Genomic DNA, 17,145 nt, shown 5'->3' with positions numbered 1-17,145 from the left:
AAAGAAAAAAATGGCACATCGTCTTTACGTATACAATGTAGATTCAAAAACTGGAGACCAATATTCATATTATCTTGGAGAATGGAATTATGAGATTCCGGAATTGTTTCTCCCTTTATTTTCCTGTGATCCAAGATCAAAAGGAAAACTCCTGTACTTTGATAAAACAAATGGAGTAGAAAGACTGAAATCATTCTACCAGTTGTTGGGTGAACATTATCAGTTGCTTTATAAAAAAGCATACTATGAACCCGTTAATAAAATGTTCGAGATGTTGGATGACCTTCCCTATGATACTTTAATGATCAATGGATGGGATGTCTTCAATATGAGTGAAGAAAAACATTCTGATCAGGCCAAAAACTGGGTAGAAGAGATCAAGGAAAAGAGCAGGCTGTATGATAAAGCGATGGCTAAACAGAACCTTGGATGGCTGGAAAAAGAGATTGTAGCCAGAAGTGGATATGGATCCTTTTTAGAAATGCTTGAAACAGACTGGATTGATTATGGCCTCGGGTATTGGAATGAAGATCTGTATAAAGATATTTCAGAATCTTTTGAAGACAATGGTCTTTGGGGATTAAAAGATAAAAAAGGAAATATCATCACTCCTGCAGTTTATGACGAAATATTCGCCTTTACTGAGGAAGGAATTGCTGTTGTACAGAAAAATAGTAAGTACGGGTATCTGAGAAATGATGGGAAAATACTTATTGACTGTATTTATGAGGAAGGGTATGATGCTCTTTTTATTGACGGCAAAAATTATGGGATCATAGAAATTGATCAGCTATGCGGGCTCATTAATATCGCTACCGGAGAAATAGTGATTCCTTGTGAATATGAAGAGCTGGAGATGTTAAGGCATGTCTATTTTTTCAATGCTAAAAAAGATGGCAAGTATCACCTTATTGATGTATCCAATAAACAGATTATTGCAAAGTCTTTTGATCAGCCTTTAGAATTTGATTATTCCGAATTTCTTTACCATAGATTGGAAGGAAGCTCCAAGAGAGCCTTTTATACCTTTGGCGGTGTTTTCCTGGGTGAATATCCTGAAGATGTGTTGGGACAAATTAATGGAGGATACTATTGGGTTAAACCGAATAAATTTCAGAAAAAAAACAGTATTTTAAAAGCTGATGGAAGCCTTTTGGATAATGACATAGATACGCTGATGCTTATAGATTATTATACTTCTTTTGCCTACAAAAAAGCTAAGGAATGGTATATCTACGATATAAAATCAGGTGAATTCAGGTTGAAAGAACATACGATTGAAAATATCCACAGGGATTGGTATACCCAGTTTATGAAGGATGTATTTCTGATGTCTGATGAAAATGGCTGGGGAGTGTATAATGCTGCTGAAGACCGTTGGTTGCTGCCCTCATCTAAAGAATATAAAAAAATAGAAGCTTGCAGAGAAGAAATTTTCCGTGTGACCACCTCAAAAGGGATGTTCTATTTTGATCAGAAAACAGAAATGCAAAGCGATATTTACGATTATATTGGAGAAGGAATAGACTATAATGAACAGATGCTTTGCCTTTATAAAGGGAATGAAATGTTTATCCTTGATGCTGAAAGAAAACTGCATCAGATTTCCGATCATCAACTGGGAGCTTTCTATGAACAAAGACATAACCTTCGTGGAAAAGATCAAAAATATTTCCTTGATTTTTATAAAGTATGGACGGAAAACAAAGGTTCAGACTACGAACAGTATTTTGATGATAAAACGCTGATGTCACGAGCCGAAGAATATACTGAAGAGGGAAAGATTGAAGAAGCTGTAAGGTTATATGAAATAGGAGTACGCCGCGGAAATACAGATATGATGGTGGAACTTGGATATATTTATGTTCATGATGAATATCCTGAATACTACAATCTGGACAAGGGGCTTGCCTTGTATGAAAAAGCAGCTTCAAAAGATCACGCCATTGCCTGGAATAACCTTGGCTATCATTATCAGAGTGGGGTGGGATATCCTCAGGATATTAAAAAAGCTCTAAAGTGTTTCAGAAAGTCCGCAGAATTAGGAGATGGGCTGGCCATGCAGAATCTTGGATTGTTATATTTTTATGGTGAATATGTATTACAGGACTATGACCTGGCATTAGACTACTATAAACAGGCCGAAAAGAAATACTATTATAATGATGAAAAGTTTGCAGAAATCTATTATCAGAAAAGTGATTTTGCCAATCTTCAGCGGTATCTAAGAAAAGATACAGAAGGCGCTTATTCCGATATTTATTACGGAATTATGTATGATGAAGGATTAGGAGTAAAAGTAAGCATCAAAAAAGCAATTAAACACTATGAAAAGTCTTTGCAGCATGGATATTACACTACAGCATTGAGAAGACTCTTATACTTCTATAAAGAAGATCCTGCCTTTGTCGATCCGGAAAAATACCAGTATTGGAAAAAATTTGGAGAAGAAAATGATATGGATCTAGAAGAATAAATTTTTAAACCATTAAGATAAAATAAGAATTTAAGGATTGTTAAGAAGAGCTTTGCTCTAAGAAAAGCTACTTATTAAAAATCTTAATGGTTTAAATTACTTTCTATAGGAAAAGTATGAGTTATTGATTATTAGCTCAAGAATAGTTGCTCACTTCAATAAGGTTTTGATCCGGATCACGGAAATAAACAGATTTTATCTTTCCTAAAGCGCCTGTGCGATCTACGATGCCCTCGATGATTTCTACATTTTTTTGCTTCAGTTCCTCCAGAACATCATGAATATCTGTATGAGCAATGAAACAAAGATCTGCGGAACCACTGGTAGGATATTCAGCTTTGGGTTCAAACTCATGACCTTTTTGATGAAGATTAATCTTTTGATTTCCAAAAGTGAGTGCTTTTCGGTTATCTCCAAAGGTCACCACTTCAAAACCCATAATCTGAGTATAGAATTCTATGGTTTTATCAATATCTGCTACCGTTAATACAATATGGTCTATGTTTTTAATCTTCATAATTCTTTGTTTTGAAATATTATCCTTACAAATATCAGGATTTGTAGGCTGTTAGTGTGTTATTTATAGCTGAAATTGGGAATATTTATGTTCCCTGTTCTTTTTCTAATTTTAAAATAATAGCTTTACAAGATAAAGTACAGCCATGATCTATTTTTTCTTTCTTTTTGTTATTGCAGTTTTGAGCGTAATTTCTTACCTCATCATGAGTTTTTGTAAGCGATGGACTAAAGGCCACAAGTATGAAGTGGTCTTGAATACGCTCATATTCATCATATCATTTCTTATGCTATCATACATCACTATTTTTATTTTTATAGGGACTCTTGATTTTTCCAGATAGTTAGATTTGAAAATAATAATTTTAAAAAATATAGTCTTATGCCTTTTGATTGGGTTTACCTTATTATTCTTCTGTTTCTCCTTTTCGTAATTATTATTTTTGCCTGGATCTCTAATGTTATTGTTAGCTTTTGTAACCGATGGACAAAGAATCATAAATACAAAAAGTTGCTTAATATTTTGATATTTATAGGCTCATTCCTTTTGATCTCATTTATCAGTATTTTTATTTTAATAACGAATGTTTCTTTTCAGCGATAAATGAACTTTTTTTTCTAATAAAGAAATAAGCGATCAGAAGATTAATAATAAGAGCCAACCATACATTTATACCATAAAAAAGTTCATAGTCATGATGTTTTTCATTATAGAAAAGATTCTTGATGATTCTGAAAGTAATCGCAGTGGTCGTAATGGCATAGCTTAAAATCATATAATTTTTATGCCTGATAATATTTCCTTTTTTAATAGTAAGGACAGCAACTATCGTAAAATAAGCCCAAAGAATATCCTGGATCAGAAACCCTGTAATACCTATCAGTCCACCATTAGAAAACAATCCCAATACAAAACAGGCCGGAACATTAATGATGAGGATATTATAGACATAGACCTTACCAATTATTTTGTGTAAACTCCTGTTTTCTCTCAGAAACTGAGCTGAAAATTGAGTAAGACCTGCCAGAAGGCAAAGGGTGATTGAAAAAATATGAATATAAAAAAATGCCATCCAATAAGGGTTATTGACCACTTGTTGCTTAAAGGCAAGAAATCCTACGGTTTTATCAAGAGAGGTATATTGGGAAATCGTTTTCAGCATCAGAATACTGAAAATAAAAACAGAAAACACTGCCATAATTTTAGCAGTCTTTATTCCCAATGATTTTACCATGAATCTTTTTTAGTCTTTTAATACATCTCTTATCTGATTCTCCATATCCTCCATATCATTAAACTTTCTTAGAATTAAGGATTTGTCGTTTTTTCTAAGTTCTTCAATAATTTCAAGAGCTAATTCCAAAGGTTCTGCTTCATATCCAAACAAATTTCGATCAAAATCTATACCTACGATTAAACCATCACTATTCATTCCCAGACACCAATTTTCCAAAAATTCATCAAGTGGAATAGGAGTGGCCTCATAACGGCTCCATTCATTGTATACGCAGGATTTTGCTCTTACTGCATCTGACCAGAAACAAATGATCTGTACAGGTTCTCCATCCTCATATTCCAGATCATTGGAGTAGGAGGTAGCATATCCTCTATCATCTTTTAAACCATAAACGGTTTCTGTTTCACTGATTTTTCTGATGAAGTCTTTATAGCGGATTTGTAAGGTAATGTGATCTTTAAGCATGATTTGAAATTATGAATTAAAGCTGTTTTATTTTCGACAATCCCGGTTAAGAATTGCTTCTGTTGATATGAACAATCTCTGGGTTTTTACCATCCGAATTTCGTTTTGATCTTCCAAATAACCCTATTTCCAAATCATTGGGAATTTCATTATCCAGTTCTGATGGATGTACATAGGTATACATGCCATATCCATGTCCGGAAACAAGCCAACCCTCAGTAGAATTCAAATGAATAACATTGAAATCTCCGGCAGGGCCTCCTGCCAATATAGGCCCAAATTCTTTCATAAGTCTGATCGCTTCTTCCTGTACATTTTCTACAATGGTAATATCGTCAAAAATAATATAGGTATCGTTTTTAAACAGCACCCAATCCTGGAATTTAGGGTTGATTGCAAGATTTATATGTTCAAGAGTTGATAAGTTTTTCATAGTTTAAATATAATTATTAAAAGATTATAGGCCTCTCATAAATCTATCTGCAAAAAAATATTATAAAATTCTCTTTATTCTTAAATGTTGCAATAACATAATGGTTTTTGCATCTTTGATCTCTCCGGAATCCATCATGGCAAGTGCTTTATCAATAGGCAATTCCAGTACTTCAATCTGCTCACCTTCTTCCTCAAGCCCGCCGCCATCATTAATTTTCATTTCATTTGAATATTCAGCGATGAAAAAATGAAGGATCTCCGTAACAGAACCGGGAGACATATAGGCTTCAAATACTTTCTCTACCTTGGAAACCTTGTATCCTGTTTCTTCTTCTGTTTCTCTTTTAATACAATCCTCAGGATTATCATTGTCTAAAAGCCCGGCACAGGCTTCAATAAGCATTCCGGTAGCATTTCCGTTAATATAAGTTGGTAATCGGAATTGTCTGGTCAGAATAATAGTATTGGAAATTGTATTATAAAGCAAAATAACCGCTCCGTTTCCACGATCATAAGCTTCTCTGCTTTGGGTTTCTGTAGTTCCATCTTTTTTGCGAACTGTAAAAGTAACTTTATTTAAAGTATACCAGTTGTCAGATAAAATATCTGTTTTTAAAATAGTAATATCAGGATTTTGCATAAGGGATGTCTTCTATGTTATAATAAATGGTAAGTCCTTTTTCTTTTGCGATTCTTACGTCTTCATCTGCGCCTTTAGAAGCTCCTTCAATTCTGAGAACAGCATCACACTTTTCAAGAATACGGTGAGCAGCTGGATATTGTATTTCCTGCCATGCCTGATCCCCAATTTGGCTGGAGCCAGCCAGCTTCATTAAAGGGAGAGCAACCCATTCGCCAATAATAGGAATATGTCCCTTTCTGAAAATAGGTAAAGCGACCGCTTCAAGGTTGTCGAGGTTTTGCTGGATCAAATCAGGATTATCATTGGTTCCACTTCTATAGGGGCCTGCAATAAGTATAAGCATAATTTTTTTTGAGTAAAATAAAAGAACTTATAAGAGAAAAAAAATAATGTAGTTTAAGAGTAATTAGTTTTTTGCCTGTTTGTTTTAATGATGCTCAAGAATTCAGGGGTGATTCCAAGATAAGAAGCAATCTGTTTTTGAGTAACACGTTCTGCAGCTAGTGGATATTTGTTTAAAAAGTTATAATAGCGCTCCTCTGCAGGAAGTGATAGATTTTCAATGGTTCGGAGTTGCTCTCTTATATAAGCATTTTGCATCATAATTCTGAAAAATCGCTCAAACTTAGGAACTTTGCTATAAAGTTCATCCAGATGATCTTTGGAAAGTTGTAACACTAAACTTTCTTCGAGAGCTTCAATATTTAGCATCGCAGGTTTTTCATTAATAAAGCAATACATATCTGTGATCCACCAGTCTGAAACAGCAAACATAATGGTAGATTCTTTTCCTGATGCATCCAGATAAAATGCTCGTAAAATACCTGTTACAACAAAGTTGATGTGCTTACAAGTTTGCTGATGTTTTACAATCAATTCTTTTTTCTGGATCTTTTTTTCTTTCAATAAAGACAAAAAATATGAGGTTTCAGCGTCGCTCAGAGAAATATGTTTGGAGATATTTTTTAAGATTAAATTATTTTCCATACAATACTAGTTCTCTTTTTTCAACAAATCAATGAGGGATTCATATAAATCCGGAAATTTAAATTGAAAACCAGCATCCTGAATTTTTTGTGAAGAAGCTCTGGAACCTTCCAAAATAGCACTCGCAAGCTCACCAAATAATATTTTTAAAAGAAAAGCGGGAACATTGGGCATCAATAATGGTTTCTTCAGAACCTCAGCAATCTTTTTGGTTAAATCTGCATTGGTAGCATGTTGAGGTGAAACAGCATTGTAAGCACCATGAATGCTGGGGTGTTTCAGAGCGAACTCATAAATGGAACAAATGTCTTCAATATGAATCCAGGGCATGTACTGTTTTCCACTTCCCAAAGCAGATCCAATTCCGTATTCTATGGGCGGAAGCATTTTCTTTAAAGCACCTTCTTTTTCAGAAAGCACAACAGCCGTTCGGATTTTAACAATCCTGTCAGCTAGATTTTGTTCTTTAAAATGGTCAGCAGCTCTTTCCCACAAAACAACCACTTCACTAAGGAAATCATGTCCCGGGGGATCATTTTCCGAATATATTTTTTCTGTAGTCCGCGTTCCGTAAAAGTTGATTCCTGAAGCTGAAATAAAAGATTTTAGTTTAATTTCTTTTTTTCTCAATGTATTTCGGAGCAATGTTGCAGAATCCACTCTGCTGGAAATAAGTTCTTTTTTCCTTTCTGCTGTCCATCGTTTTTCTGAAATATTAGCGCCTGCCAGATGAATGATATGAGAAAGATTTTCAAAAGCTGCTTCATCAACGGTTCCTTTTTTGAGATCCCATTCAAACTCATTGGCTTGTTTTTTCTTTCGGGTAAGAAACCTTACATCAAATTCATTCTCAATTTTTTTAGCAAGTTCTTTTGCAATTAAGCCATTTGCTCCGGTAATCAAAACAACTTCTTTCATAGTACTATATTTGAGGTGGTGTGGTTAATAGGTTATGCTTGGTTTTTAACGATCAAAACAAAGTCTTCTTCTAAAAGCTTATAGCCGTAATCATAAATAAATTTATATTCAGATCCGTTCTTATAAACCTTTAGATTGGTAAAGTATTCAAAATCAAAGCCGAGGCTTTCTAATTTGGATTTGGCAATCTTTGTTTTACCGTCTATATTTACATCTACAAGAATCCTATAATTTTTGCGAAGTTTATTATTAATATTTCGCATTAGATTCGTAGAATCTTTGTTCTGCTTATTGTTATAGGCATTTCGGCAGGCATCATTGCAGAATTTTTTATCAGACCTTCCGATGATTTTTTCGCCACATTCCAAGCAATTCATACTGTTTATTTTTTCACTTTGTGTCCATGAGCATGTTTTTTTCGTAACAATCTTATAAACCTGCTGTGTGAAGGATAGCTTCTGTTAGGCGTTATATTATTAAAAAATAAAGCCACCAGCAACAGGATAATACACCCCGAAAGAACCGGAGAGATAACATACCAGTACCCTAATTCCGGAATTTTACCGGTAGAACTCACCGCAATCAGAGCTGTTGCTCCGCCCGGCGGGTGCAGGGTTTTTGTATACTGCATCAATACAATAGAAAAGGCTACAGCCAAGGGAGCAGAAAGCCAGATAATATCCGGAACAATTTGATACACCGTAACACCCACCAGTGCGGAAAGAACATGCCCTCCTACCAGATTTCTCGGTTGAGCCAGTGGACTTTGGATCGCTCCGTAAATCAAAACACTTGAAGCACCAAAGGATCCTATCAGAAATATATTTTCCGTTTCCGCTAAAGAATGTGACTGAATAAAGGCAATTAATCCAATTCCAAAAAAAGCACCTAAGAATGACCAAAAGTGCTCCTTGTAATCAACCAGCGTTTCTTTATAGATTACATATTTTGATACTCTGAATGTTCTTTTTAGTGTCTTCTTCATTAAGTTAGGTCTTCTTTACTTTTGATTGATAGAACAAAGATACAGATTTATCCGTTTGTAAATGGATAGTAGTGAGGAGTTAAACATTTTCTATGTAGAAAGTAGAATAGATTATTTTTTTGTAAATAATTTATATGATTTTTAGTGTTTTAATTGATTAAATATTGTTTTGGTGTATTTTTATTAATGATAAATCAATATTGAGGATAAATTCAAAAACTATAATCATGAAAACCCAAAACATTAAACCGGAATCCACTTTCAAAATGTATGAAGTATTAAGCGGAATCTGGATTGCAGGCTGTTTAAATACAGCAACAGAGCTGAATATTGCAGATAAACTCTCTGAAGGTGCTAAATCTATTTCATTACTGGCTAAAGAAACAAAATCATACGAATGGCAATTATACCGGATTATGAGGGCTTTAAGCAGTGTCGGGATTTTTGAAGAACTGGAAAATAAAACTTTTGCATTAAACGATTTAGGAGCTGCTTTACAGACAGATGTTCCGGGAACTCTCAAAAATTTTATACTGGTTAATCTTAATGAAAGTTTTACTGTATTTAGAGAACTTACTTATAGTGCTCAAACAGGGAATGTTCCTTTTGAACAGGTTCATGGCATGAATTTATGGGATTATTATAAGAAATATCCTGAGAAAGGAGTCAATTTTGGAAAAGGAATGACTGGTTTATCCGAAGTTGTTCTGAAGAGCATTATGAATACATTTGATTTTAGTTCATATAAGACAATAGCAGATATTGGTGGTGGCAATGGAAGCATGATATTTGATATTCTGAATGCGTCTCCAGATAGTACAGGGATCATTTTTGATGAAGCCAATGTGATTGAAGAAACAGATCAGCTGATTCCAGAGCATTTAGAAAACAGATGTTCAACTGTTTCCGGAAGCTTTTTTAATACTATTCCTGATAATGCAGATTTGTATACCATGAAATGGATTCTACATGATTGGAATGACGAAGAATGTATTCAGATTCTAAAGAACATTTATCAGGCCATGCCCAAAGGAGGAAAACTGCTTATTATAGAAGCTGTAATTCCTGATGATTCTCAGAACAAACCTCATATAGCTAAGCTGCAGGATATCATTATGATGGCTTGCTTAACAGGAAAAGAAAGAACATTAAACGAGTTTAAATTATTGATAGAAAATGCAGGACTCCGGTTTAACCGGTTTATTCCGATTGGTACAGATCTCAGCAGCATCATCGAATGTGAGAAAATATAACAGGGAAAATCTGAAACGGGATTTTTAAATGTAAAAGGCTGTTCTCTAATCGCAAAACATCTTTTGTTTCTTTTGTGGTTAAAAGAATAGCCGATTTATTTTTTATTGTCGCTAAAAAACATCAAATTTGTGACCTCAATGGGGTGCTGCAATAGCGGCTGAGATGATACCCGGGAAATTTTTCCACACCTGATTCGGATAATGCCGACGTAGGGATTTTTTTGATTGATCATCTCATCATTTAATTTAGGTAAGTTAATTTGATGCAGGAAATTTTACAACAGACAACATGGCAGGAATGGCTTGGAGTCTTCTTTTCAGTAGTTCAGGTCTTATTGGCACGAAAAAACAATTCCAATAACTATCTTTTCGGGATTGCCGGAATTTTACTTTCACTATATGTAATGTTTTTCGCTAAGCTTTATGCGGAATTTACTTTAAATCTCTATTATTTAGTAATGAGTATTTACGGATGGCTGTATTGGAAATTCGGGAAACGGAAAACAGAAACAGATATTTCTGAAACCAGCGCCCAGGAAAAACTGATTACCGCAGGAATTGTAATAGGAACATTCTGCCTTTTCTGGTTTTTTCTGACCCACTTTACTGATTCTGATGTTCCGATTTTGGATTCTTTGGTAAGTGCTTTTGCATGGGCAGGAATGTGGTTGATGGCACGCAGAAAAATTGAAAACTGGATTTTACTTAACATGAGTAACATTATTGCGATTCCCTTGCTGATCCATAAAGGTCTTTATTTATATTCAATTCTGACCACTTTCTTATTCATTGTTGCTATTTCAGGGTATCTGGAATGGCGAAAAACCATTAAAAACAGAAAAAATGCTTTCGTATAAGGAAATAAGAGGAAAAATGCATGGAGTTTCTGAAGTTCCGCAATCAGTAATCGATCAGATTCATCAGGAAAGACTTCTTCAGATCTGGGTTCCTAAAATGTATGGTGGATTGGGATTTCGTTTAAGAGAAGGCCTATCTGTTTTGTTTGATTGGTCAAAAATCGATGGAAGTTTGGGCTGGATGCTTACTTTATGTTCGGGAGCCAATTTTTTCGCAAGAAATTTAAAACCTGAAATTGCTAAAGAACTTTTTTCCGACTCTAAAACCTGTTTCGGCGGAAGCGGAATGATTGGTGGCACAGCAGAAAAGCAAACCGATGGAACCTTTTTAATGAATGGACTCTGGCATTTTGCAACAGGAGCCCCACATTTAAGTCATTTTACTTTAAATGCTAAATTAACTGAAAACGGAAATCCTTTGCTTGATAAATCGGGTTCCGAAATGATAAGATCATTTGTTATTCCAAAAAATAAGACTGAAATCATTCCGAATTGGAAATCGATGGGGATGAAAGCCACCGGAACATACTCCTTTAGAGTTGAGAATGTGAAAATTTCGGAAGAGTATAGTTTTATATATGATGAATTTTTTACAGATGACGCTTTAGATGAAATTCCGTTTAGCATTTTTGCTGATTTAACTTTGCTGGTTAATTATTTGGGAATGGTAGCTCATTTTTCAGAAGAAGCGATTAAAATCCGACCTCAGCTTGACTTACATTCTTTCAATGAAAAAATAGAGAAAGAAATGGAAAGAATAATTGAATTTGCCAATGAAATCGAATCTTTACTCAATGATCTTACAACGATTTCTTTTGAAAAACAGAAAGAAATCCACAATTATTCATCAAATTTGGTTGAAAGTTTATCTCATCAGATTCTTGAGATCTATTTTCAATTGGGAATAAAAGCAAGTCATACAGATTCTCCTGTCTATCAGATTTTTTGTGATTATTTTACAGCAACGCAGCATTCCAATTTCAGAAGAGAAGCTAAATTCGGTCTAACTGCTCAGTAAAACTATTTTTTTAAGTAGGGTTCTATTTGATTTAAAAATAAAGTTTTAGACTTGTTTTGAATTCAGCTTTTGCATTTAGCCACATCATTCAAATAGGAATAAAACTTAACCATATTATAGAGATTGGAAAGTGTAAAAACTGGCTTTTTATTCAAGATGTATTTAAATAAATCTTATTAAAATCATTTATATGGTTTGTATTTTTACTTAAATATATAGTTTTTGAGTACAAAATTTATAATTTCACATAGTGGTGAATGATAAGATTTTAAATTTAACCTCAAATCAAAAACTATTACTTATGAAAAAACAAACTGTTAAACCCGAGTTTACTTTAAAGATGTTTGAAGTATTGGGCGGTGTTTGGATTGCCGGTTGTGTAAAAACAGCTGCTGAACTTAATATTGCTGATTATCTGGCAGAAGGAAAGCAGACCATTTCATCTTTGGCAGAACAAACAGAATCTGACGAAAAAAGCCTCTACAGAATGATGAGAGCATTAAGTGGGGTAGGGATTTTTGAAGAACTGGAAAACAAAACATTTGCTTTGAATGATTTCGGAGCAGCATTACAAACTGATGTAGAAGGTACTGCCAAAAATTTTGTTCTGACAATTCTTGGGGAGCATTTTCCTGCTTATATGGAATTAACTTATAATGCAAAGACCGGGAAAATTCCTTTTGAACACGTTCATGGAGTAGCTCTTTGGGAATATTACAAAAGAAATCCTGAAGCTGGAATCAATTTTGGGAAAGGAATGACCGGGATGTCCGGAATGGAATTAGAAGGGATTATGAATACTTATGATTTTAGTCCCTATCAAACAATTGTGGATATAGGTGGTGGGAATGGAGTGATGATGTATACTATTCTAAATGCTTATCCTCAGAGCTCAGGAATTATATTTGATGAAGCTAACGTTATAGAAGTAACTACCTCTGTGATCCCTGAAAATTTAAAGGACAGATGTTCAGTAAGTATCGGAAGCTTTTTTGATAAAGTTCCTGCAGGAGCTGATTTATACACTATGAAATGGATTATGCATGATTGGAGTGATAAAGAATGTATAGAGATTCTAAAAGTGTGTTATGATGCCATGCCGAACGGAGGAAAACTACTCATTATAGATGCTGTAATTCCGGATGACTCCAGAAATAAGCCTCATGTTGCTAAAATTTTAGACATTGTAATGCTGTCATGCCTCACAGGAAGAGAAAGAACACTAAGTGAATTTAAAACACTTATAGAGGAAGCAGGCTTGCATTTTACCCGTTTTATTGATATTGGTACAGAAGCTAAAAGTATTATTGAATGTGAAAAATTGAGATAGAAGATTAAAAGAATGCCCTGTGCAATTTAAAGCTTACATAGGGCATTTTATAGTTGAATAATATTTATGTAGACTAATCTGTAATATTAACTTGATAAATAGCTACTAATCCCGTTGTTACAGGCTGTTTATTATCCTGAAGATAATTTCCTGCTTTAAAATAAACAGACTCAGACTTCCAGCTATCTCCCAGATTAAAGGTAGTCGTTTGCTGGTTAATACTTACCTGAACATTCAGATTATTCTGTTGAATATTATAATCAAAAACCTGTCCTAAGGATACGTTTTTCAATAAAGTGATGCGTTGTTCTTTACCATCAACTTCTTTTTTAAAACCCACCTGAATATCTCCATTATTCCACCAGATTTTTACAGCTTCTGTACCTTTGGAATTTCCATGAATTTGCCCAATAATAATTTTTCCGGTACTCGGTTGCTTTAAGACAGCCATCTTGACCTGTAAATTATGTTTGTTTTCAAAATGCCATTCGTTAATTTGCCGCAGTTCTGTTCTTGGGTAATGAGATCCCTGAGTAGCTTTGCCATCAGAAGAACAGAAAAAACGGATGCTTTTATCTTCAATTGAATAATAAAAATTTTCTGATGAGAATTTAGCTATTTCCGAGCCTTTAATGATGGTGATGGAGTTATTTTTCTGAATAGGAAGCTGAAGATTAAATCCAGTCAGGTTAAACTGAGATTGTGGAACAGGTTCATCTGTTTTTTGAGCATGGATAGAAACGGAAGATAGAATAAACAACCCTGTTGTTACTAGAAATTTAATATGGCTCTTCATATCTGATGAATTAGTATTGAACAATGAATACAAAATTATTTAATTCCTTTGATTGAAGTATAGATGCATGAAGGTTTATGACTTTTTTATAATAAATTAATATAACCTTTATAGATAAAGAAAAAATAGAGCACACACTATAGATTTATTGTGAATGATAAGCAAATGGTATTGGAAGTAATTAATTTTTTTGAAAGAGTAGTAGCAAATATAAATTATACTAATATCAAAAAAGGAAGTTCATTGAACTTCCTTTTTTTGCTAAAATTTAAAGATTATCCTAAAACTAATTCTTCAGAATAAACAATACCTTCATAACAAGCATTATAAATAGCCTTTAATTCATCTAAAGAAGGAACTCTTGGATTGAAGCCAGTACAAGGATCTGCAAGTGCATTGGCCGTAATATAATCAATATTTTTATCCCAATCTTCTCTTGAAATTCCAAACTCTTTGATAGCTGATTGATTATTTACCTCTGAACGTAGCGTTTCAATAGCCTGAGCAAGATCTTCAGCCGTTTCTTTACCAATGACTCTTGCTAAATCAGGATAACGCTCCGTAGCCTGGGCGTTATAACGGATAACATTTGGAAGGAAAATAGCATTGGATGCTCCGTGAGGAATTCCATACAATGCTCCAACCTGATGAGACAATGAGTGAACAATTCCCAACCATGCATTATTGAATGCCAATCCTGCCATAAAAGACGCATCATGCATATTCTGACGTGCTGTAATATTGTTAGGATTTTCTACAGTTTCTTTTAAGTTATTGAAAACAATCTCAAGCCCACCTTTGGAAAGTGCATCCGCAATATTATTATCAATATTGGATACAAAAGCTTCCACACAATGTGTTAATGCATCAAGACCTGTGTTAGAGGTTACATGGGCAGGCATTGAAGCACAGATTTCTCCATCTACAATCGCAATATCCGGTGTTAATTCATAAGACACAATTGGATATTTTACCCCTTTTTCTCTGTCTGTAATCACAGCAAGGCCTGTGGTTTCAGTTCCGGTACCACTTGTAGAAGGAATCGCGATGAATTTTGCTTTGTTTCTTAAAACAGGAACCGTAAAAGGCTTAATCATAGCATCAAAATCAGCATCGGGATACTCATAAAATACCCACATGATTTTAGCAGCGTCAATAGCAGAACAACCTCCTAATCCGATTACCCAATCCGGTTCAAATGTCTTCATGATTTCAGCTCCTTTCAGACACGTTGCTGATGATGGATCTTCCTCTACACCTTCGAAAATCTGAGTTTCGATTCCTGCTTCTGTAAGGTAAGTAATAGCCTTGTCAAGAGTTCCGCTCTTTCTCATAGAGCTTCCTCCCGTTACAATTACTGCTTTTTTACCTTTAATATTTGCTAATTCTGAAAGACTTCCGGCACCATGGAAAACCTCTCCTGCAATAAATAATTTGCTCATTTTTTTTGTTTGATTTTAATGAGACAAAATTAGATAAGCCCAAACGGATGGTGTTATACAAACAAGATTATGTGTTATACATTTGCGCCAATTCCTGTTGAAGAGCTGTAGGTGTTTCTTTCAATTTTGCTTTCACAAACTTGTTGAGAGCAGAAGGAGAATTGAAGCCAAGATCAAACGCAATTTCTTTATGAGAAAGATCTGAAAACATCAATTGTCTTTTAATTTCTATTAAAATCCGGTTATGAATGGCTTGAATGGCCGTTTCCCCGCAATGTTTTTTAGTAATTGAATTTAATTTTTTTGTGGTAATAGCCAATTCATCAGCATAATATTGAACCGTTCTGTATTGTTTGTAATGTTCATTCAGTAATTTCTTGAAACGAACATAAATAGGTTTGTCAGCTGTTTCTTTATGCAAAATAGGATGTAACCCATGAACAGATTCAATTAATCCCAATAGAAAAATTTTAATCTGAAACCTTGCCTGTTCTTTTTTGATCAGACTAGGTTCCTGATATATTTTTTTGATGTTGGAGATCGTGTATAAACTCTGTTGAAAATCTTCTGAAGATAAAACCGTACAATGAAGCTGAGTAGAAAGATTGACATTATAAGTACTCAATTCGTTTTTCAAAATATCTGAACAGAATAGGATTTCTTCAAACAGAATGATTTTGCCTTTAAGATCATCACTTGCATCAGAAATAAAATGAACCTGTTCCGGAAATACCACAGAAATTTTCCCAGGCTTCAAAAAATGTACTTTATCTTCAATGTATAACTGTAAAGTTCCCTCTTCAGTAACAATAATAAAAAAATGATCCTTTTTATGAGGCTTTTTATACTCTTTCAAATAATCATTGGTTAAATCAAAAACCCGAAAAGAAAGATTTTTATCTTCTTCCTTCTGAATATTCTTTTTAATTTCTAGCTTCTTCATAAACTCATTCTTTGTATAGAACAGACTGCAAAAATAATTTAAATCTAAATAATATGGCCACGAATGCACGAATAAAAAGAATTCGTGCATTCGTGGGTAAAAAAAATCAGAATAGAAAATAATCTATCCTGATTTATATATGGTTTGAAGAAAGTCGGTTACTATTTATTTTTCAGCTTATTGATTTCTTCTTTTAGCAAGCTAATGTATTCCTGTAGATTCTTAATGATTTCTATACTTAGTTCATTATTGATAGTATTATTGCTCCCCAGATTACCTTGTGCATGATCATTAAAAACAGGGTTTTCAATAACTACTTTTACTTCTTCCTCTTCATAAATTTCCTCCACTGGCACCTCAAGAAACTTTGCCAGTTTATCCCATTCAGCTTGTATAATTTTTACAGTTCCGCTTTCTTTTCTGCTATAATTTGAAACATCTGTAGCAATAGCATCAGCAACTTGCTGTTGAGTATAACCTTTTCTCTTTCTTACCGTACGTAGTTTTTCTTTTTGCATGTTAGATGTTTTTACAAATTTGCAAAAAAATAATGTATAAAATAGAGAGGTTTTTAAAATTTTTATCAACAAAAATAAAATCTATTTTTCCTGAGTGAGTTCATATTATTTCTTTTTATTTTAAAACTATTCCAATATTTTTTACCATGAAAAATGAAAATTCCAACACTTTTTTAATTTTCATTATCCGATCGCAAACGACTACAAACGAATTTAAATAGTTTATAACCGACTGACTTTTGGTGAGATCTGCAACTTTGCAACAGAGATTTGAGAAAACAGTGAACGTCTCTTATCTGAAATATTAATCATTAAAATCTAAACG

The 17,145-nt window shown here is 33.9% G+C and carries 19 protein-coding genes and 1 riboswitch; of the genes, 5 read left to right on the top strand and 14 right to left on the bottom strand.

Annotated features, from left to right (window positions below):
• Positions 1 to 10 precede the first annotated feature (10 nt).
• Positions 11 to 2,476 (top strand): SEL1-like repeat protein, encoded by a 2,466-nt coding sequence (locus GTR01_RS08070; RefSeq protein WP_160137334.1) that lies wholly within the window; start codon positions 11 to 13, stop codon positions 2,474 to 2,476.
• Between the two features lie 136 nt (positions 2,477 to 2,612).
• Here GTR01_RS08070 and GTR01_RS08065 read toward each other — a convergent pair whose 3' ends face one another.
• From GTR01_RS08065 to GTR01_RS08020, 10 genes are all read right to left on the bottom strand, one after another.
• Positions 2,613 to 2,993, bottom strand: coding sequence for a VOC family protein (locus GTR01_RS08065; protein ID WP_160137333.1), 381 nt, complete (start codon positions 2,991 to 2,993; stop codon positions 2,613 to 2,615).
• A gap of 568 nt (positions 2,994 to 3,561) precedes the next feature.
• The gene (locus tag GTR01_RS08060; protein ID WP_160137332.1) at positions 3,562 to 4,227 is read right to left on the bottom strand and encodes a DUF2306 domain-containing protein; all 666 of its coding nucleotides are present in this window, start codon (positions 4,225 to 4,227) and stop codon (positions 3,562 to 3,564) included.
• Between the two features lie 9 nt (positions 4,228 to 4,236).
• On the bottom strand, positions 4,237 to 4,695 hold the full coding sequence (locus GTR01_RS08055) for a DUF2750 domain-containing protein (RefSeq protein WP_160137331.1): 459 nt from the start codon (positions 4,693 to 4,695) through the stop codon (positions 4,237 to 4,239).
• A 46-nt stretch (positions 4,696 to 4,741) separates the two neighbouring features.
• A complete protein-coding gene (locus tag GTR01_RS08050; protein WP_228452184.1) occupies positions 4,742 to 5,128 on the bottom strand; it encodes a hypothetical protein in 387 nt (128 codons plus the stop codon).
• A 60-nt stretch (positions 5,129 to 5,188) separates the two neighbouring features.
• Positions 5,189 to 5,770, bottom strand: a complete 582-nt coding sequence (nudK, locus tag GTR01_RS08045) for a GDP-mannose pyrophosphatase NudK (protein ID WP_160137330.1) — start codon at positions 5,768 to 5,770, stop codon at positions 5,189 to 5,191.
• On the bottom strand, positions 5,757 to 6,116 hold the full coding sequence (locus GTR01_RS08040) for a DUF4406 domain-containing protein (RefSeq protein WP_160137329.1): 360 nt from the start codon (positions 6,114 to 6,116) through the stop codon (positions 5,757 to 5,759). Before GTR01_RS08040 ends, nudK begins: the two co-directional genes overlap by 14 nt.
• Before the next feature lie 53 nt (positions 6,117 to 6,169).
• Positions 6,170 to 6,760, bottom strand: coding sequence for a Crp/Fnr family transcriptional regulator (locus GTR01_RS08035; protein ID WP_160137328.1), 591 nt, complete (start codon positions 6,758 to 6,760; stop codon positions 6,170 to 6,172).
• Positions 6,761 to 6,766: 6 nt separating this feature from the next.
• Positions 6,767 to 7,678, bottom strand: a complete 912-nt coding sequence (locus GTR01_RS08030) for a TIGR01777 family oxidoreductase (protein ID WP_160137327.1) — start codon at positions 7,676 to 7,678, stop codon at positions 6,767 to 6,769.
• 32 nt (positions 7,679 to 7,710) lie between these two features.
• Positions 7,711 to 8,055 (bottom strand): hypothetical protein, encoded by a 345-nt coding sequence (locus tag GTR01_RS08025; protein ID WP_160137326.1) that lies wholly within the window; start codon positions 8,053 to 8,055, stop codon positions 7,711 to 7,713.
• Positions 8,056 to 8,060: 5 nt separating this feature from the next.
• Positions 8,061 to 8,663, bottom strand: coding sequence for an HPP family protein (locus tag GTR01_RS08020; RefSeq protein ID WP_160137325.1), 603 nt, complete (start codon positions 8,661 to 8,663; stop codon positions 8,061 to 8,063).
• A gap of 227 nt (positions 8,664 to 8,890) precedes the next feature.
• Here GTR01_RS08020 and GTR01_RS08015 point away from each other — a divergent pair, with 227 nt between their 5' ends.
• From GTR01_RS08015 to GTR01_RS08000, 4 genes are all read left to right on the top strand, one after another.
• Entirely contained in the window at positions 8,891 to 9,916 is a 1,026-nt protein-coding gene (locus GTR01_RS08015; RefSeq protein ID WP_160137324.1) for a methyltransferase, read from the top strand.
• Between the two features lie 129 nt (positions 9,917 to 10,045).
• Positions 10,046 to 10,149: riboswitch (TPP riboswitch) on the top strand.
• A gap of 27 nt (positions 10,150 to 10,176) precedes the next feature.
• Complete coding sequence (pnuC, locus tag GTR01_RS08010; RefSeq protein WP_160137323.1) at positions 10,177 to 10,773, top strand: nicotinamide riboside transporter PnuC; 597 nt, start codon at positions 10,177 to 10,179, stop codon at positions 10,771 to 10,773.
• The gene (locus GTR01_RS08005; protein WP_160137322.1) at positions 10,760 to 11,791 is read left to right on the top strand and encodes a hypothetical protein; all 1,032 of its coding nucleotides are present in this window, start codon (positions 10,760 to 10,762) and stop codon (positions 11,789 to 11,791) included. The genes pnuC and GTR01_RS08005 overlap by 14 nt, the downstream gene beginning before the upstream one ends.
• A 301-nt stretch (positions 11,792 to 12,092) precedes the next feature.
• Positions 12,093 to 13,121, top strand: coding sequence for a methyltransferase (locus GTR01_RS08000; RefSeq protein WP_160137321.1), 1,029 nt, complete (start codon positions 12,093 to 12,095; stop codon positions 13,119 to 13,121).
• A gap of 73 nt (positions 13,122 to 13,194) precedes the next feature.
• Here the strand turns inward: GTR01_RS08000 and GTR01_RS07995 are convergent, their stop codons facing one another.
• From GTR01_RS07995 to GTR01_RS07980, 4 genes are all read right to left on the bottom strand, one after another.
• A complete protein-coding gene (locus tag GTR01_RS07995) occupies positions 13,195 to 13,917 on the bottom strand; it encodes a polysaccharide lyase family 7 protein (RefSeq protein WP_160137320.1) in 723 nt (240 codons plus the stop codon).
• Between the two features lie 275 nt (positions 13,918 to 14,192).
• The gene (locus GTR01_RS07990; protein WP_160137319.1) at positions 14,193 to 15,359 is read right to left on the bottom strand and encodes an iron-containing alcohol dehydrogenase; all 1,167 of its coding nucleotides are present in this window, start codon (positions 15,357 to 15,359) and stop codon (positions 14,193 to 14,195) included.
• Between the two features lie 67 nt (positions 15,360 to 15,426).
• Positions 15,427 to 16,302, bottom strand: coding sequence for an AraC family transcriptional regulator (locus tag GTR01_RS07985; protein WP_228452183.1), 876 nt, complete (start codon positions 16,300 to 16,302; stop codon positions 15,427 to 15,429).
• A 161-nt stretch (positions 16,303 to 16,463) separates the two neighbouring features.
• On the bottom strand, positions 16,464 to 16,820 hold the full coding sequence (locus GTR01_RS07980; RefSeq protein WP_160137317.1) for a helix-turn-helix domain-containing protein: 357 nt from the start codon (positions 16,818 to 16,820) through the stop codon (positions 16,464 to 16,466).
• Between the last annotated feature and the right edge of the window lie 325 nt (positions 16,821 to 17,145).

The sequence above is a fragment of the Chryseobacterium sp. c4a genome (assembly GCF_009900745.1).
Classification (GTDB): Bacteria; Bacteroidota; Bacteroidia; order Flavobacteriales; family Weeksellaceae; genus Chryseobacterium.
This window is presented reverse-complemented; position numbering and strand designations above follow the sequence as displayed.